The organism is Pseudomonas sp. J452 (assembly GCF_024666525.1).
Taxonomy (GTDB): Bacteria; Pseudomonadota; Gammaproteobacteria; order Pseudomonadales; family Pseudomonadaceae; genus Aquipseudomonas.
On record NZ_CP088294.1, the window covers coordinates 4,561,324 to 4,577,787 of the forward strand.

Annotated in this window: 17 protein-coding genes and 1 pseudogene; 8 read left to right on the forward strand and 10 right to left on the reverse strand. The window is 61.5% G+C overall.

Annotated features, from left to right (window positions below; translation table 11 throughout):
• Positions 1-3 precede the first annotated feature (3 nt).
• The 7 genes from tolQ to aspS all read right to left on the reverse strand — a co-directional run bounded on the left by tolQ (position 4) and on the right by aspS (position 6,191).
• Positions 4-702, reverse strand: a complete 699-nt coding sequence (gene tolQ / locus LRS11_RS20905) for a protein TolQ (RefSeq protein ID WP_173208551.1) — start codon at positions 700-702, stop codon at positions 4-6.
• A gap of 2 nt (positions 703-704) precedes the next feature.
• A complete protein-coding gene (gene ybgC / locus LRS11_RS20910) occupies positions 705-1,151 on the reverse strand; it encodes a tol-pal system-associated acyl-CoA thioesterase (protein ID WP_260494746.1) in 447 nt (148 codons plus the stop codon).
• A 52-nt stretch (positions 1,152-1,203) separates the two neighbouring features.
• Positions 1,204-2,256, reverse strand: a complete 1,053-nt coding sequence (gene ruvB / locus LRS11_RS20915; RefSeq protein WP_260494747.1) for a Holliday junction branch migration DNA helicase RuvB — start codon at positions 2,254-2,256, stop codon at positions 1,204-1,206.
• A 3-nt stretch (positions 2,257-2,259) separates the two neighbouring features.
• A complete protein-coding gene (gene ruvA / locus LRS11_RS20920; RefSeq protein ID WP_260494748.1) occupies positions 2,260-2,865 on the reverse strand; it encodes a Holliday junction branch migration protein RuvA in 606 nt (201 codons plus the stop codon).
• Between the two features lie 21 nt (positions 2,866-2,886).
• Positions 2,887-3,411, reverse strand: coding sequence for a crossover junction endodeoxyribonuclease RuvC (ruvC, locus tag LRS11_RS20925; RefSeq protein ID WP_260494749.1), 525 nt, complete (start codon positions 3,409-3,411; stop codon positions 2,887-2,889).
• Between the two features lie 160 nt (positions 3,412-3,571).
• A complete protein-coding gene (locus LRS11_RS20930) occupies positions 3,572-4,321 on the reverse strand; it encodes a YebC/PmpR family DNA-binding transcriptional regulator (RefSeq protein WP_260494750.1) in 750 nt (249 codons plus the stop codon).
• 94 nt (positions 4,322-4,415) lie between these two features.
• Positions 4,416-6,191: an aspartate--tRNA ligase gene (aspS, locus tag LRS11_RS20935; RefSeq protein WP_260494751.1), complete on the reverse strand. Its 1,776-nt coding sequence runs from the start codon at positions 6,189-6,191 to the stop codon at positions 4,416-4,418.
• Between the two features lie 305 nt (positions 6,192-6,496).
• Between aspS and LRS11_RS20940 the strand changes: the two genes are divergently transcribed.
• The 5 genes and pseudogenes from LRS11_RS20940 to LRS11_RS22610 all read left to right on the forward strand — a co-directional run bounded on the left by LRS11_RS20940 (position 6,497) and on the right by LRS11_RS22610 (position 10,180).
• Positions 6,497-7,615, forward strand: coding sequence for an HD domain-containing phosphohydrolase (locus tag LRS11_RS20940; RefSeq protein ID WP_260494752.1), 1,119 nt, complete (start codon positions 6,497-6,499; stop codon positions 7,613-7,615).
• 139 nt (positions 7,616-7,754) lie between these two features.
• Complete coding sequence (locus LRS11_RS20945) at positions 7,755-8,225, forward strand: Dps family protein (RefSeq protein WP_260494753.1); 471 nt, start codon at positions 7,755-7,757, stop codon at positions 8,223-8,225.
• 112 nt (positions 8,226-8,337) lie between these two features.
• A complete protein-coding gene (locus LRS11_RS20950) occupies positions 8,338-9,405 on the forward strand; it encodes a GGDEF domain-containing protein (protein ID WP_260494754.1) in 1,068 nt (355 codons plus the stop codon).
• Between the two features lie 169 nt (positions 9,406-9,574).
• Positions 9,575-9,847 (forward strand): annotated as a pseudogene (locus LRS11_RS22605) (cold shock domain-containing protein membrane protein); the annotation flags it as partial.
• A 108-nt stretch (positions 9,848-9,955) separates the two neighbouring features.
• Positions 9,956-10,180, forward strand: coding sequence for a cold-shock protein (locus LRS11_RS22610; protein WP_235983827.1), 225 nt, complete (start codon positions 9,956-9,958; stop codon positions 10,178-10,180).
• Between the two features lie 49 nt (positions 10,181-10,229).
• On the opposite strand, the gene LRS11_RS20960 is transcribed toward LRS11_RS22610, so the two are convergent.
• A complete protein-coding gene (locus tag LRS11_RS20960; RefSeq protein ID WP_173208600.1) occupies positions 10,230-10,436 on the reverse strand; it encodes a SlyX family protein in 207 nt (68 codons plus the stop codon).
• Positions 10,437-10,439: 3 nt separating this feature from the next.
• Complete coding sequence (locus LRS11_RS20965; RefSeq protein ID WP_173208601.1) at positions 10,440-10,865, reverse strand: HIT family protein; 426 nt, start codon at positions 10,863-10,865, stop codon at positions 10,440-10,442.
• Positions 10,866-11,695: 830 nt separating this feature from the next.
• Between LRS11_RS20965 and LRS11_RS20970 the strand changes: the two genes are divergently transcribed.
• On the forward strand, positions 11,696-12,994 hold the full coding sequence (locus LRS11_RS20970; protein WP_260494756.1) for an OprD family porin: 1,299 nt from the start codon (positions 11,696-11,698) through the stop codon (positions 12,992-12,994).
• A gap of 53 nt (positions 12,995-13,047) precedes the next feature.
• On the opposite strand, the gene LRS11_RS20975 is transcribed toward LRS11_RS20970, so the two are convergent.
• Positions 13,048-13,458, reverse strand: coding sequence for a PaaI family thioesterase (locus LRS11_RS20975; protein ID WP_260496970.1), 411 nt, complete (start codon positions 13,456-13,458; stop codon positions 13,048-13,050).
• A 102-nt stretch (positions 13,459-13,560) separates the two neighbouring features.
• Here LRS11_RS20975 and LRS11_RS20980 point away from each other — a divergent pair, with 102 nt between their 5' ends.
• On the forward strand, positions 13,561-15,276 hold the full coding sequence (locus LRS11_RS20980; RefSeq protein WP_260494757.1) for a proline--tRNA ligase: 1,716 nt from the start codon (positions 13,561-13,563) through the stop codon (positions 15,274-15,276).
• A 24-nt stretch (positions 15,277-15,300) separates the two neighbouring features.
• Positions 15,301-16,251, forward strand: a complete 951-nt coding sequence (locus LRS11_RS20985) for a hypothetical protein (RefSeq protein ID WP_260494758.1) — start codon at positions 15,301-15,303, stop codon at positions 16,249-16,251.
• The last annotated feature ends 213 nt before the right edge of the window (positions 16,252-16,464 follow it).

Genomic DNA, 16,464 nt, shown 5'->3' on the forward strand with positions numbered 1-16,464 from the left:
GCCTCAGTCCTCGCTGGTGTGCACTTTGCGGTGCAGGATCGCCTGGAACTCGTCAGCGAAGGTGTAGTAACGACTGATCAGACGCTCGCCTTGCGCGGAGAAACGGTTGTAGGCGATAACCGCCGGGATGGCGGCGAACAGGCCGATGGCGGTGGCGATCAGCGCTTCGGCAATGCCCGGGGCCACGGTGGCCAGGGTGGCCTGCTGCACCTGAGCCAGACCGCGGAAGGAGTTCATGATGCCCCACACGGTACCGAACAGGCCGATGTACGGGCTGGTCGAGCCGACGGTGGCGAGGAATGGCAGGCTCTGCTCGAGCTTCTCTTCCTCACGCGAGATGGCCACGCGCATGGCCCGTGCCACGCCATCCATCACCGCATCCGGATCGACGCCAGACTGCTGGCGCAGGCGGGAGAATTCCTTGAAGCCGGCACGAAAGATCTGCTCCACGCCGCAGTCCGGGTCCGGGTTGCTGCCGGCCTGGCGATACAGCTTGGACAGGTCGATACCCGACCAGAAGCGCTCCTCGAACATTTCCAGCGACTTCTTGGCGGCACGCAGCATGGTGCTGCGCTGGAAGATCATCACCCATGACGTGACCGAGGCGGCCACCAGAATGAGCATGACCAGCTGCACCACGAAACTGGCGTTGCTGATCAGGCTCCACATGGACATATGGTCTACGGCGGCGTTAGCTTCCACGCTTACTCTCCTGCAGGGGGTAGACCCGCGACACTGGCGAAGGCTGCACGCAGCGCTTCGGGAATGGCCCGGGGTTTCAAACTGTCGGCGCGCACACAGGCCACCACGAACTGCCCTTCACAGAGCAGCGCCTTGTCCGTGACCCGCCTTACCTGTTGACGAAAGCGCAGGCTGGCACGGTTTAACTCGATTACATCGGCCGTCACAAAAAGTTCGTCGTCCAGCTTGGCGGGCGCGTGATAGCGCGCTTCGGCCGAATGCACGACGAACAGCAGGTCTTCCGCCACCAGCGCAGACTGGGCAAAACCCAGTTCACGCAGGCGCTCGGTACGAGCCCGCTCCATGAATTTGAGGTAGTTGACGTAATAAACGATGCCGCCGGCATCGGTATCTTCGTAATACACCCGACAACGGTGGGCAAAAGGCTGGGCCTCGATTTGCGCGCGCATACTCTAGTGCTTACTCCCGGCCTTGCCAATTGGCCAAGCCCCTGTTTTTAAACTATTCGTCGCTTCCCGCGAAGAGATCGGCAACCGGCGCCTCGACCATGCGCCCCGGCAGATTGAGGCCGAAGTGCAGGTAGGCATGCCGCGTCACCACCCGCCCGCGCGGCGTGCGCATGATATACCCCTGCTGGATCAGATAGGGCTCCAGCACGTCTTCGATGGTCCCGCGCTCCTCGCCAATGGCTGCAGCCAGGTTGTCGAGGCCGACCGGCCCGCCGTCGAACTTGTCGATCATCGCCAGCAGTAGACGCCGGTCCTGGTGATCGAAGCCACGTTCATCGACATCCAGCATGTTCAGCGCCTGATCGGCCACGCTACGACTGATCTGCCCACCCGCCCGCACCTCGGCGAAATCGCGCACCCGGCGCAGCAGGCGATTGGCAATACGCGGCGTACCCCGGGCGCGCCGAGCAATCTCGAACGCGCCGTCGGCATCCAGGGCCAGGCCGAGAATACTGGCGGAGCGACTGACAATGGTCGCCAGATCGGCACTGGAATAGAACTCCAGGCGCTGGACGATGCCGAAACGGTCGCGCAGCGGATTGGTCAGCATGCCGGCCCGGGTGGTTGCACCGACCAGGGTGAACGGCGGGAGGTCCAGCTTGATCGAACGGGCGGCCGGACCTTCACCGATCATGATGTCGAGCTGGAAGTCCTCCATCGCCGGGTACAGCACTTCCTCGATGATCGGCGACAGACGATGAATCTCGTCGATAAACAGCACGTCACCGGCTTCCAGATTGGTCAGCAGCGCGGCCAGATCGCCCGGACGCTCCAGCACCGGGCCAGACGTACTCTTGATCGACACGCCCATTTCCTGGGCGATGATATTGGCCAGAGTGGTCTTGCCCAGCCCTGGCGGGCCGAAGATCAAGGTGTGATCGAGGGCTTCCGAGCGGCCCTTGGCGGCCTGGATGAACAGCTCCATCTGCTCGCGGACAATCGGCTGGCCAATATAGTCGGCCAGCGACAGCGGACGAATGGCGCGATCCAGCTGCTCGTCACGCTCGCGGCCACTGGCGGTTATCAGGCGGTCGGCTTCAATCACGGGTTAAACCATCCCCTTCAATGAGCGGCGAATCAACTCTTCACTGGAGAGGCCGTCTTCCTGCACCGCAGCCACGGCCTTGCTGGCCTCCTGCGGCTTGAAGCCGAGGGATATCAGCGCGCTCACGGCGTCGCTCTCCGCGCTTGAGACTGCCACGCCGGCGCGGGGTTCCACCACCAGGGTGGCGATGGACGGCACGCTTTCCCAGGCCTTGAAGCGATCTTTCAGCTCGACCAGCAAGCGCTCGGCGGTTTTCTTGCCGACGCCGGGGACTTTCACCAGGGTCGAGGTATCTCCGGCCTGCACGCAGCGCACCAGCTCGTCCACTTCCAGGCCGGACATCAGCGCCAGCGCCAGCTTGGGGCCGACGCCATTCAAGCGGATCAGCTCGCGAAACAGTTCGCGCTCGCGCTTCTCGGCGAAGCCGTAGAGCAGATGGGCATCCTCGCGCACCACCAGATGGGTGTGCAGGGTCACCGGCTCGCCCAGCGACGGCAGGCGATACAGCGTGGTCATCGGCACTTCCAGCTCGTAGCCGACGCCATTCACATCGACCAGCAGGTGCGGCGGCTGTTTTTCCGCCAGGGTGCCTTTCAGGCGTCCGATCACGACTTATCTTCCTTCTATCTATTACAGGCGCAGACGGCCGCCGCGCCGCTTGGCGCCGACCAGGCCATGGGGAATCAGACTTTGCCGATGGTGGGCATGACACAAGGCAATAGCCAGGGCATCGGAGGCATCGATCTGCGGCTTCTGCACCAGCTTGAGCAGGTGCATGACCATCATCTGCACCTGCTGCTTGTCCGCCCCGCCGGTGCCGGCAATCGCCTGCTTGACCTGGGTAGCGGTGTACTCGCTGATCTCCAGCCCCGCCTCGACCCCGGCGACTATCGCCGCGCCGCGGGCCTGACCGAGCTTGAGCGCCGAGTCGGCGTTCTTCGCCATGAACACCTGTTCGATGCCCATGGTCACCGGCCCGTGCAGGCGGATCACCTCGCTGACGCCGCGAAAGACGATCTGCAGGCGCTCGGGCAACGGGCCGTTGCCGGTACGAATGCAGCCCGAAGCGACATACTCGCAGCCACGACCGGTATCGCGCACCACACCGTAACCGGTGATACGAGAACCGGGGTCGATACCCAAAATCAGCGTCATGCCCTGCCGTTCGCTCCGGGTGCCGGCAAACGCCGCCACACTGTCTATTTATCCAGCTCAGGAGTATACGGGTCGACTACCAGCGGCGTCACCCGGCCCGCACAGATAAAAAAGCCGGAAGCGCCTGGGGCGACTTCCGGCTTGTTACCCGCAGACAGGATCAGTCCAGCTGCTCCATGATCTCGTCGGGGATTTCCGCGTTGTGGTAGACCTCCTGCACATCATCGAGGTCTTCCAGCATGTCGATCAGCTTCATGACCTTCTTTGCGGTTTCCAGGTCAGCCACCGGCGCACTGATCGAGGGGATCATGGCGACTTCCGCCTCCTCGCCCTTGAAACCGGCTGCCGTCAGCGCCTCGTTGACCGACAGGAACTCGGCAAAACTGGTCGACACCAACGCCGAACCATCTTCACCCATCTCCACGTCATCGGCACCGGCTTCCAACGCCGCTTCCATCAAGGCATCTTCGCTGACGCCCGGAGCGAAGCTGATCTGCCCCTTGCGCTCGAACATATAGGCCACCGAGCCATCGGTACCAAGGTTGCCGCCACACTTGGTGAAGGCATGGCGCACTTCGGCGGCGGTGCGGTTGCGATTGTCGGTCATGACCTCGACGATGATGGCCACGCCGCTGGGCGCATAGCCTTCGTAGCTGAACTCGACGACGTTGTCGGCTTCGTTATTGCCGGCGCCGCGGGCAATCGCCCGGTCGATCACGTCACGTGACATGTTGGCGGTCAGCGCCTTGTCCACAGCCAGGCGCAGCCGCGGGTTGTCCGCCGGCAACGGGCCGCCATGTTTAGCCGCGACGGTCAGCTCACGAATCAGCTTGGTGAAGATCTTGCCGCGCTTGGCGTCCTGACGCCCTTTGCGGTGCTTGATGTTGGCCCACTTGGAATGACCAGCCATAACTCACTCCGTATTTCTCACTGAAGATTGCACGGGTATAAAAATTCGCACCCCATAACGAAGAAGCCTGGAAATCCAGGCTTCTCGTAGCGGCTTATTCGGCCTTGGCTTGCTCGCGCAGGCGAATGTGCAGCTCGCGCAGCGCCTTGTTATCCACCACACCCGGCGCCTGGGTCATGACGCAGGCCGCGCTCTGGGTTTTCGGGAAGGCGATCACTTCGCGGATCGAGCTGGCGCCGGTCATCAGCATGACCAGGCGATCCAGGCCGAAGGCCAGGCCACCGTGGGGCGGCGCACCGAATTTCAGCGCATCGAGGAGGAAGCCGAACTTCTCCTGCTGCTCTTCTTCGCTGATGCCCAGCACGCGGAACACGGTCTGCTGCATGGCCTTGTCGTGGATACGGATCGAACCGCCACCCAGTTCGGTGCCGTTCAGGACCATGTCGTAGGCACGCGACAGCGCGGTCGCCGGGTCGGCTTCCAGCTCTTGCGGGCTGCAGCTTGGCGCGGTGAACGGGTGGTGCATGGCGGTCAGGCTGCCATCGTCGTTTTCCTCGAACATCGGGAAGTCGACCACCCACAGCGGCGCCCACTCGCAGGTCAGCAGATTCAGGTCATGACCGAGCTTGATGCGCAGGGCACCGAGGGCTTCGCTGACGATCTTGGCCTTGTCGGCGCCGAAGAACACGATATCGCCGTCAACCGCACCGACGCGATCGAGGATCACGTTGATGTTGTCCAGCGGGATGTTCTTGACGATCGGCGACTGCAGACCGTCGACGCCCTGAGCACGCTCGTTGACCTTGATGTAGGCCAGGCCCTTGGCGCCGTAGATACCGACGAACTTGGTGTAGTCGTCGATCTGCTTGCGCGGCATGCTCGCCCCGCCCGGTACGCGCAGCGCGGTCACGCGGCATTTCGGATCGTTGGCCGGGCCGGCAAACACCTTGAAGTCGACGTCCTTGAGCTGGTCTTCCACATCCACCAGCTCCAGCGGAATGCGCAGGTCCGGCTTGTCCGAACCGAAGCGACGCATGGCTTCGGCCAGGGTCATGTGCGGCAGCTCGCCGAACTCGACGTCCAGCACTTCCTTGAACAGGTTGCGGATCATGGTCTCGGTGATGCCCATGATGTCTTTTTCATCGAGGAAGCTGGTCTCGATGTCGATCTGGGTGAATTCCGGCTGACGGTCGGCGCGCAGGTCTTCGTCACGGAAGCACTTGGCGATCTGGTAGTAGCGGTCGAAGCCGGCCACCATCAGCAGCTGCTTGAACAGCTGCGGCGACTGCGGCAGGGCGAAGAAGCTACCAGCGTGGGTGCGGCTCGGCACCAGGTAGTCGCGCGCGCCTTCCGGAGTAGCGCGAGTGAGGATCGGCGTCTCGACGTCGAGGAAGCCATTCTCGTCCAGGTAGCGGCGGATGCTCGAGGTGATGCGCGAGCGCAGCTTGAGCTTCTCGGCCATTTCCGGGCGACGCAGGTCGATGAAGCGGTAGCGCAGACGGGTCTCTTCGCCAACGTCGGTGTATTCGTTGAGCGGGAACGGTGGAGTTTCCGCTTCGTTGAGCACTTCCAGCTCGTAACCCAGCACTTCGATGGCGCCGGAGGCCATGTTGGCGTTACGCGCGCCTTCCGGACGCAGGCGAACCTTGCCGGTGATCTTGACCACGTACTCGCTGCGCACGCGGTCGGCCTTGGCGAAGGTCTCGGCGCGATCCGGATCGAACACCACCTGAGCCAGACCTTCACGGTCACGGATATCGAGGAAGATCACGCCACCGTGGTCACGACGACGATGGACCCAACCGCAAAGGGTGATTTCCTGACCGTCCAGGCTCTCGTTCAACTGGCCGCAATAGTGGCTGCGCATCATGATGGTGGTTCGCTTCTCTAATCAGTCTTGAATTCGTCGGGGCGGCCAACTGGCGGCGCCGGGGCCGTTTACACAGCACTCGTAAGCCGCGCGGGGCTTGCCACAAGGGCCAGGACGAGCATTTTCTTCAATTCGGACGCGGAGCAGGTCAAGCAATCGACCAGCGGTGCAGCAGGCAGGCGCATGCCCGCATCCGGGGCAAGGGGCGGGATTATATATGGTTAATTGCCACCGCGCAGCCGCCCGCCCCGCCGCTTTCGCCACTGCTTTCTATACTGTCGATTCAGCCCCTGCGGAGACCTGACATGGCCACGCCACGCCCTGCCGACCTTTCCAGCGACCTGCTGGATGATTTTCGCCTCGACACGGCCGAGCAATTGCCCCGCTGCGAGCAACTGCTCATCGAACTGGAGCGCCATCCGCAGGACAACGCCCGGCTGCGCGAGCTGTTTCGGGTGGTGCATACGCTCAAGGGCAACCTCGGCTACGTCGAGCTGAACAGCTTGCTGCCCCTCCCCCAAGCCATGGAAGACGTACTGGCACGACTGCGCGAGGGCGAACTGGAGTTCGACAGCCTGCTGGGCGATATCCTCCTGCTCAGTCTCGACCACCTGCGCAGCCTGATCGACGAAGCCCTCGGCGGTGCACAGGCCGCGCTCGACCCACGCGCCTTCAACAGCCTGTGCCAAGCCCTGCAAGCACTGGCTGCAGCCCCAGCAGCACGGCAAACGGAAATCCGCCGCACCCTTCTGCAACACCTGGATCCCGCCACCCGCCTGCAGCCCGTCGAACTGCCCAGTCAATCGCACACCCACAAGCTGCTCGCCGAGCACGGCATCCAAGCCGATGCGGACCTGCTGTTCTTCAGCGAACTGATGGAAGCCGGCGAACACCGCTCGCACTACTGGCATGGTCGCGGTCAGCGCCTGCTCAGCCTAGCCCTGAGCATGAATGCGGCGGCAGGCGCACCGGTAGAACCGGCACAACTGGCGGCAGCGGTCTGCCTGCACGACCTGGGCATGGCCTTTCTGCCGCTCGATCTGCTGCACAAGGAAGAGCACCTGAGCCGCGAGGAGCGCAGACAGATGCAGGCCCACCCACGCCAGGCCTTCGAGCTACTAAAGCGCATGCCGGACTGGGCCAGCGCGGCAGAAATCATCCTGCAACATCAGGAACACGCCGACGGCAGCGGCTATCCGAAAGGTCTGCGCGAGAGTGAAATCCACCCCGGCGCGCTGATCCTCAATATCGCCGACACCTTCGACGCCCGCACCCATGAGCGCGCCCACCAGACCCTGAGCAAACGCCCGCGCCTGCGTGCCATCCTGGAAATCAACAATCATTCCGCCCGGCAGTTCAGCGCTTACTGGGTCGAGATATTCAACCGCACATTGCAACAGAACCCGGAACTGACGCGCCTCTGAAACCCAAAGAATGCAGCGTTATAGGCCCAGAACATCGCATCTATTGATATAAGCCAAGGTCGCACCTGGGGTGCCCCGTGATAGGCTCGAACCATTACGGGGAGCGTCTACCCCGGCCACCTGAGAGGAGAAGCAAGACATGGAAATCAACATCGGCATCGCCGAACAGGACCGCGCTGCCATCGCCGAAGGGCTGTCCCGCCTGCTGGCGGACACCTACACCCTGTACCTGAAGACCCACAACTTTCACTGGAACGTTACCGGCCCGATGTTCAACACCCTGCACCTGATGTTCGAGGCGCAGTACACCGAACTTTCACTGGCTGTCGACATGATTGCCGAGCGCATCCGCGCCCTCGGCTTTCCGGCACCAGGCACCTACGCCGCCTACTCGCGCCTGTCGTCGATCAAGGAAGAGGAAGGCGTGCCGGCTGCCCAGGAGATGATCAAGCTGCTGGTACAGGGCCAGGAGGCTGTAGTGCGCACTGCGCGCGGCATCTTCCCGCTGCTGGAAAAAGTCAGTGACGAACCAACCGCCGACCTGCTCACCCAGCGCATGCAAGTGCACGAAAAGACCGCCTGGATGCTGCGCAGCCTGCTGGCCGCCTGATACTCTTCAAAAATGAGAGCAAAGGCCCGGTCAGACCGGGCCTTTTGCCAGGCGCAACCGCGCTGTCTAATCTAATCTTTGCCTATTCGCCCACCTCGCCACAGTGACGTGCATGAGCCAGCCGCCAAAAGCTCCTTCCATTCTCGAACTATTCCCGGAAGAGACCCGCGAAGCTGCGGCGCTGCTCAAACAAGCCGTGCCGCACATGATGCGCCACGATATTCCGCCGAACCCCATGCACTACGCGCTCTGGTACACCTACAGCAGGGGCCTGGAGCCGGATCTAAATCGTCGCCTGGACAAGATCGTCAAGGACTTCGACAGCTTCCCCCCGGAAAGCGCACTGAAATTGTTCCGCGATTTCATCATCCGCGGCGAAATCGAAGATGCCCGCGCCGGACAGCAACAAGTAATGGACCTGGTCGATGACATCGAAGTCGATGTGTCGCACAGCGTGACTGGCAGCCAGCATTACCAGAACAGCCTGACTCTAGGCCTGGCCGCACTGCAGGAGCCCGTCACCGAAGACCTGCCCAACGTGCTCAGCGATCTGCAGCAAAGCACCCAGGAAATGCAGGAGCAGCAGGAAAAATTCCTCTACCGCCTGCGCGCCGCCCAAGCCGAGATCCAGCATCTGCGCAGCCAGCTGGAGCGAGCCCACATGGCCGCGACTCTGGACAGCCTGACCAACGTCTTCAACCGCCACGCTTTCAGCCGCCTGCTCGAACAGGCGCTGAGCACAGACCAACACGGCCTGGCTTTGGTCATGCTCGACATCGACCACTTCAAGCTGTTCAACGACCAGTACGGCCACCCTCTTGGTGACCGAGTCCTGCAGCATGTCGGCCAGCTACTGCGCGACCTGCTGCCACCTCGCGGGGTAGCCGCTCGCTACGGCGGCGAAGAATTTTGCGTCATCCTGCGCGATTGTTTCGACCTGCACAGCGCCCATGCCTTCGCCGAACAACTGCGCCTGAAAATTCAGGCACTACGTATCAAGGTACGCAGCACCGACAAGATTCTCGACACGGTCACCGCCTCCTTTGGCCTGGCCCTGGCGAACAACAGCGACACCTTCGAAAGCCTGCTGACCAGAGCCGACGACGCCCTCTACCAGGCCAAACGCAATGGCCGCAACCAGATCCACCCCGCCACCCCGGAAACTGCGCTAAGCGCATGATTTGAGTAGCCATCCGCTTTGCGGTTAAATACGCCCGTGTTGCACGGCCCTGAGCGGTCGCAACATAGGCGGGACACCCCCGCTTCACCCCTGCCCACTCAATACCCGGGCACCGCGCAACACTTCGCTCGTCCTTTTTTGCCAGCGTTTAACAGTGAGTTCATTGAACATGTTGAAGATTGTCCACCTGTTTACGGGCGTCACCGCCCTGCTGCTCTCCTTCATTCCCAGCCTGCACCCTGAAGCCCTACCCTATCTGCAACAAGCTGACGCGCTGTACCTCGCCCTTCTCGGCCTGAGCAACCTGCTTGTCGCTCCCCTGCTGACAATCCGCCAACCCGGCATTCGCAATCAGCTGCAGACTCTGGTTTCCGTCCTGCTGGTACTCGCCGTACTGCTTCAAGCCCTGGTTCTGCTGGCTCCACTGCCACTGGTAAGCGGTCAACCGGCAATCCTGCTCAGCCTGATCGCCGCCGCCCTGGCCGCGGCGCTGAACCTTGGCATCCACTGCAAGCTGCGCCAGAAGCGCTCGGCAGCCATTCCCCAGGACCTGGGTAACCGCGAAACCGGCACCGTAAAGTGGTTCAACACCTCCAAAGGCTTCGGCTTCATTTCCCGCGACATGGGCGAAGATATCTTCGTGCACTTCCGCGCCATCCGTGGCGAAGGTCACCGCATCCTGGTCGAAGGCCAGCGCGTGGAGTTCTCGGTCATGCAGCGTGACAAGGGACTGCAAGCAGAAGACGTTATTGCCGCGCTGCCCAGCCGCCGCTGAAGACAACAGCCATAAAAAAGCCCGCATTGCGCGGGCTTTTTTATGGGCATCAGTAATGCGGTGGCGGCGCCTCGCCTTCATCGAGGCCGAACTGGCCCTGCATTTCCTCCTGGCGCCGGGCCAGAGCCGCCAACTGCAATTGCAGGCGCTCGACAATTCGTTGCTGCTCAACCAGAACATCATTGAGTGCGGCAATGGTGTCATCCTGAAAAGCCTGGCGGCTTTCCAACTCGACAATGCGCTGTTCCAGATTCATGCATCAACCCTCGGCAAAGCAGAAGTCTTCCGTCAAAACCAGACGCAGGCGCTCACGTACAGCAGCGATCTGCTCAGGCTCGTAAGCCTTGGCGGGATGCTTGCCCCAGACCGGCGCAGGCCAGGCAGCATCCTCTCGCCGGCGCACAATCACATGCATATGCAGCTGACTGACCACATTACCCAATGTCGCGACATTCATCTTGTCGGCGACAAAGGCATCCTTGAGCGTTTCTGCCAGGCGCGTGGTTTCCAGCCAGAGCGCCTGTTGATCGGCGTTATCGAGCTGGAACAGCTCGCTCACGGCCTCACGCCGCGGCACCAGGATGAACCAGGGGTAACTGGCATCATTCATCAGCAGCAGGCGACAAAGGGGGAAATCTCCAATCAGCAATGTGTCCTGCTGCAAGCGTGAATCCAGGGTAAACATCAGACCTTTCCTCAAATTCAAAAAACCATCACTACAGACACAAAGGATAACGGCAGGTCACCCCAGTTAACCAACCCAATCCTGCGCTCCACGCCAAGCAGCCCCCAGCACTTGCACAAGAACAGGTCACCAAGCCTTCGCCGCGCTCCAGAGCTGAGCGCGACTAGCTCCGGTGAGCGAGCATCATGCGCCACACGAGCCAGGTTGAGTGGCCCGCCGCCAGCCGACCTCGAGCGCACCCCGCACTCATGCTCCAGCGAAACGCACCAACGCACCACTACCGTGCACAACCGCAACGCAAATTCGACCCAGCGTTACCTGCGGGTAGTTTTTTCCTTGCAGAATCAAGCGGTGGTAACGAATTTCTCGACACGGCAGCCAGCGCAACACCCTAGCGCAACAGCTGCCGCACATCCGCGAAGGCCCGAAACAGAAGCCGGGCGCCGCTAAAACATGCCACTCAGGCAAGTTTTTTCCAGCACCGCGCATTTTGTGCACGGATGTTGCTATACATCCTGCATTCGGCAAAACTCGATGCCTATCGGACTGCCAAACCACTTCGCAATGTCTCGAAGAAGAGCCCTAAGCGATTGGATTTGCAGACCTTTCAGGAGCCGAAAAGCTGATGACCGAAGCGACTGAAACCTACAAAATTGCGACACGGCGCATATGATTTTGCGACACCATCGTAAATAAAGCGTAGGGAATAAGTGGCAACTGTCGCCAACTAATTCGTCGTGCTATAAGTTAGCGCCGACACAAAAAGAAAGAGCCGCCCATATACCTATATATGGGTAGCAGCACTCTTCAAAACCAAAGGAGCAATCACAATGCAAGTGATGAAGTGGAGCGCACTGGCCCTGGCCGTAACCGCCGGTACCACCCAACTGGCTTTCGCCAGCGCACAATCCGAGTCCAAGGGCTTCGTCGAAGACAGCGACCTTGTGCTGAGCAACCGCAACTACTTCTTCCAGCGCGACTTCAAGAACAACGCGCCTGGCCAGAACATGAGAGAAGAATGGGCCCATGGCTTCATGTCCGAGTTCGCCTCGGGCTTCACTCAGGGCACCGTTGGCGTGGGCGTTGACGCTTACGGCTACATGGGCATCAAGCTGGACAGCGGCAGGGGCCGTGACGGTACTGGTCTGCTGCCGGCAAACTCCGAAGGCGGCTCCCAGGACAACTACGGCGAAGCCGGCGGTTCGGTCAAAGCACGCATTTCCAATTCGGTACTGAAGTACGGTGAAATGCGCACTGGCGCTCCGGTCTTCGCTACTTCCCACAGCCGCCTGCTGCCGGAAACCGCTACCGGTTTCAACGTAACCAGCGAAGAGATCGAAAACCTCTCCCTGGAGGGTGGCTACTTCACCGCTTACAACAACCGTGCCTCGACCAACAGCGACGATGAGCTGCTGATCAACTACGGTGCTGGTGAAATCGGCGACAGCATCGGCTACCTGGGTGGTAGCTACAGCTTCACCGACAATCTGAGCGTCACCCTGTACGGCTCCAAGTTCGAAGAAACCTGGAACCAGTACTACGTGAACACCAACTGGGCCCTGCCGATCAGCGAAGGCCAGAGCCTGACCTTCGACCTGAACATTTATGACACCAGCGATACCGGCGACTCCCTGCAGGGTGAAGTCGACAACACCACTTTCAGCCTGGCAGCCGTATACGCCCTGGGCGGCCACAGCTTCCTCGCTGCTTACCAGGAAGTGGATGGCGACACCCCGTTCGACTACGTTGGTGGCGACTCGATCTTCCTGTCCAACTCCATGCAATACTCCGACTTCAACGGCGCCAACGAGAAGTCCTGGCGTGTAGGTTACACCTATGACTGGTCTGACCTGGGCGTTCCTGGCCTGACCACAATGGTAACTTACGTTGAAGGCTACGACATCGACGGCACCGATGCCGATGTCAATGGCGGTTATGCTGGCCTGCAAGGCGAGGACGGTGAGCACCAAGAAACCGACCTGGACATCAAATATGTTATCCAGGAAGGCGCGGCCAAGGATCTGTCCATCCGCCTCCGTCAGGCGTTCCACTACGCCAACGACGATCAGGCAGAAGGCGATCTGCACGAGTTCCGCGTGATCATGGACTACCCGCTGGATGTCCTGTAAGCGCTAGCGCCTACAGCACCAACGCAAGAAACCCCGGCTTAGGCCGGGGTTTTTTATTGCAGCGGTAATGCATAAGTCCCAGTGACATGCGCCACCAACTCCTCCTCCGCGCCTAGCGAATACAACTGCACCTCGCACACCGCCTGACGCTTTGACAGCCGCAGGATTCGCGCCTCGGCCAGCAGATCCACCGGTTTCGGCTTGGCCAGAAAGTTGATGTTCAGATTGGCCGTTACCGCCATTTCCACCCGCCCCAGACGCCCCAGCACCACCGCATACATGGCCGCATCGGCCAGCGACATGATGGTCGGCCCGGACAGCGTGCCTCCTGGACGCACCAGCTTGCCGTGGAACGGCACCCTGGCCACCGCCCGCCCCGTATCCAGGTGATCAATCCGCAGATCGATATCCTCAGCCATCGGTACCCCGGCGCGAATCAGCGCTTGCACCTGCTCAGCGGTCAACTCTGCCACCTTCAACTCCCGGTCTGATCCTGTACGCCACAGGACTGTCCCCGTACAATGCCGAGTCATTCTTTGCCCTCGCAACCGACAGAACGGCCAAACATGCGTACCAGTCAGTACCTGCTCTCGACCCTCAAAGAAACCCCTTCCGACGCCGTGGTGATCAGCCACCAGCTGATGCTGCGCGCGGGCATGATCCGCAAGCTGGCATCCGGTCTCTACACCTGGCTGCCGATGGGGTTGCGCGTGCTGCGCAAGGCCGAGGCCATCGTGCGCGAAGAAATGAACGCCGCCGGTGCCCTGGAAGTGCTGATGCCAGCCATCCAGCCCGCCGAGCTGTGGCAGGAGTCGGGGCGCTGGGAACAGTATGGTCCCGAGTTGCTGCGCATCAAGGACCGCCATGGCCGCGAGTTCTGTGTCGGCCCGACCCATGAAGAAGTGATCACCGACCTGGCGCGCAATGAGCTGAACAGCTACAAGCAGCTGCCGATCAACCTGTACCAGATCCAGACCAAATTCCGCGACGAAATCCGTCCGCGCTTCGGTCTGATGCGTGGCCGCGAGTTCCTGATGAAGGACGCCTACTCCTTCCACCTCGACCAAGCCTCGCTGCAGCAGACCTACGACCGCATGCACCAGGCGTACTGCAACGTATTCAGCCGCCTGGGCCTGAACTTCCGCCCAGTACAGGCCGATACCGGCTCGATCGGCGGCACCGGCTCCCACGAATTCCATGTGCTGGCCGAGTCCGGTGAAGACGATATCGCCTTCAGCGATGTTTCCGATTACGCCGCCAACATCGAAAAGGCCGAAGCTGTCCCGCGCGAAACCAGTCGTGCCGCCGCCAGCGAAGAGCTGCGCCTGGTCGATACGCCGAACGCCAAGACCATCGAAGAACTGGTCAACCAGTTCAGCCTGGCCATCGACAAGACCGTCAAGACCCTGGTCGTGCATGCTGCCGAAGAAGGCAAGCTGGTCGCCCTGATCGTCCGTGGCGACCATGAACTGAACGAGATCAAGGCTGCCAACCACGAACTGGTCGCCAGCCCGCTGGTATTCGCCTCGGAAGCCGAACTGCGCGCCGCCATCGGTGCCGGCGCCGGCTCCCTCGGCCCGCTGAACCTGGCGCTACCGTGCATCATCGACCGTTCCGTAGCGCTGATGAGCGATTTCGTGATCGGTGCCAACATCGACGACAAGCACTACTTCGGCGTCAACTGGGAACGCGACCTGCCGCTGCCAGCCATCGCCGACCTGCGCAACGTGGTGGCCGGCGACCCGAGCCCGGATGGCCAAGGCACTCTGGTGATCAAGCGCGGCATCGAAGTCGGGCACATCTTCCAGCTCGGCACCAAGTACAGCGAAGCCCTGGGTTGCAAGGTACTGGGTGAAGGCGGCAAGCCGATCACCCTGACCATGGGTTGCTACGGCATCGGCGTCTCGCGCGTGGTGGCGGCCGCCATCGAGCAGAACTGGGACGAGCGCGGCATCCTCTGGAGCGACGCCCTCGCGCCGTTCCAGATTGCCCTGGTACCGATGAAGTACGATAACGAAGCCGTGCGCGAAGCCACCGACAAGCTATACGCCGAACTGACGGCAGCCGGCTATGAAGTGCTGCTGGATGACCGCGACAAGAAGACCAGCCCCGGGGTGAAGTTCGCCGACATGGAGCTGATCGGCATCCCGCATCGCATCGTGGTCAGCGATCGCGGTCTGGCCGAAGGCAACCTCGAGTACAAAAACCGTCGCGATGCCGAAGCGCAGCCCGTCTCCGCCGCAGACATCCTGTCGTTCATCAAGGCCCGTACCGGTCGTTAATCCAGGCAGTCAACAAGAGCCATCATGTTCAAGCGAAGCACCCTGCGCCTCGGCGCCTCCCTGGCTGGCGCCCTCCTCCTGGTGGGCTGCGCCAACCATCTGCCACAACGCAGTGAGCAGGAGGAACGCTTCGAGCGCAGACTGCTCGACCACAGCCTGCAGATCGAGGTCGGCGAGCCGCGCGTACTCGAGCTGCCACAGCGGCGGGTACGCGTGCAGGAGCAGAAGACCTTCGAAGTCACCGAATTCGAAGTCACCCGCCGCTATGACCGCTATACCCCCTACCAGCCCTGGCGCGAACTCTATGAAGTGCCACTGGGGGCAGTCGCGGTAGTCGCCGGCGTCGGCGCCAACGTGCTCAACGTGATCATGCTCGGTCGCCTGCCCGACAGCGCGACCAAGGACTGGATCAGCTACGGCTTTGCCGGCCTCAACCCGGCGCTGAACGTCGAGTCCAATGGCCGTTCGCAACAGAATCTGGCCAGCCTCGACGAGCGCCAGCTGGACAAGCGCATGGACTACTCGAGCCTGCCCTGGATCGAGCGCCCGGTGCTGGTCAAGGCCGGTGAAACCACCCATGAGCTGAGCACCGACCGCAATGGTGTGCTGCGCCTCAACCTGCTCGACGACCCGTTTGCCGAAGAAGACGCGAGCCGCATCGGTACCCTGCTGCTGAGCGTGGAAGACCCACTGGATAACACCCGTGCCGATGCCAGCCTGCTGGTCAGCCGTACCCTGCGCGGCAAGCTGCAGGAAGCCCACCATCTGATCTACGACGACCTGGAAGACGACGAAGTGGCGCAGTGGGTGCACCGGGTCAAGCGCCTGTCCGACCTGGGCCTGGAAGAAGAAGCCAGCGAACTGGAGCAGAGCCTGATCGAGCTGACCCGCAACGATCCGGAGCTGCAGCAGGAGTTTCTCGGCAAGCTGATGAAAGACGCCGGGCGCTTGGTTGCCGACCCCGGCAGCGACTGAGAACCTGCCTCGGATCTCTTGATCGTCGGCCATGCTGCGTTGCAACGCAGTAACAGCCGAAGGCTGGTCAAGTGGGCTCGGCAAGTCGCTTTCGACTAACGCGCTTCAGCGCGGCCCGCAGGGCGAGTGCAACGAGTACTGCTCATTTACGGCTTGTAAACTCCGCGCCCTCGCCCCATCTCGCCTTGCCTGGCTCTAGCTCAAAAGATCCGA

Bases quoted from the DNA above. Each gene is read 5' to 3' on its own strand.
- ybgC (WP_260494746.1), bottom strand. From the start codon at position 1,151: ATGCGCGCGCAAATCGAGGCCCAGCCTTTTGCCCACCGTTGTCGGGTG.
- ruvC (WP_260494749.1), bottom strand. From the start codon at position 3,411: ATGACGCTGATTTTGGGTATCGACCCCGGTTCTCGTATCACCGGTTAC.
- LRS11_RS20930 (WP_260494750.1), bottom strand. From the start codon at position 4,321: ATGGCTGGTCATTCCAAGTGGGCCAACATCAAGCACCGCAAAGGGCGT.
- aspS (WP_260494751.1), bottom strand. From the start codon at position 6,191: ATGATGCGCAGCCACTATTGCGGCCAGTTGAACGAGAGCCTGGACGGT.
- LRS11_RS20940 (WP_260494752.1), top strand. From the start codon at position 6,497: ATGGCCACGCCACGCCCTGCCGACCTTTCCAGCGACCTGCTGGATGAT.
- LRS11_RS20945 (WP_260494753.1), top strand. From the start codon at position 7,755: ATGGAAATCAACATCGGCATCGCCGAACAGGACCGCGCTGCCATCGCC.
- LRS11_RS20950 (WP_260494754.1), top strand. From the start codon at position 8,338: ATGAGCCAGCCGCCAAAAGCTCCTTCCATTCTCGAACTATTCCCGGAA.
- LRS11_RS20960 (WP_173208600.1), bottom strand. From the start codon at position 10,436: ATGAATCTGGAACAGCGCATTGTCGAGTTGGAAAGCCGCCAGGCTTTT.
- LRS11_RS20965 (WP_173208601.1), bottom strand. From the start codon at position 10,865: ATGTTTACCCTGGATTCACGCTTGCAGCAGGACACATTGCTGATTGGA.
- LRS11_RS20970 (WP_260494756.1), top strand. From the start codon at position 11,696: ATGCAAGTGATGAAGTGGAGCGCACTGGCCCTGGCCGTAACCGCCGGT.
- LRS11_RS20980 (WP_260494757.1), top strand. From the start codon at position 13,561: ATGCGTACCAGTCAGTACCTGCTCTCGACCCTCAAAGAAACCCCTTCC.
- LRS11_RS20985 (WP_260494758.1), top strand. From the start codon at position 15,301: ATGTTCAAGCGAAGCACCCTGCGCCTCGGCGCCTCCCTGGCTGGCGCC.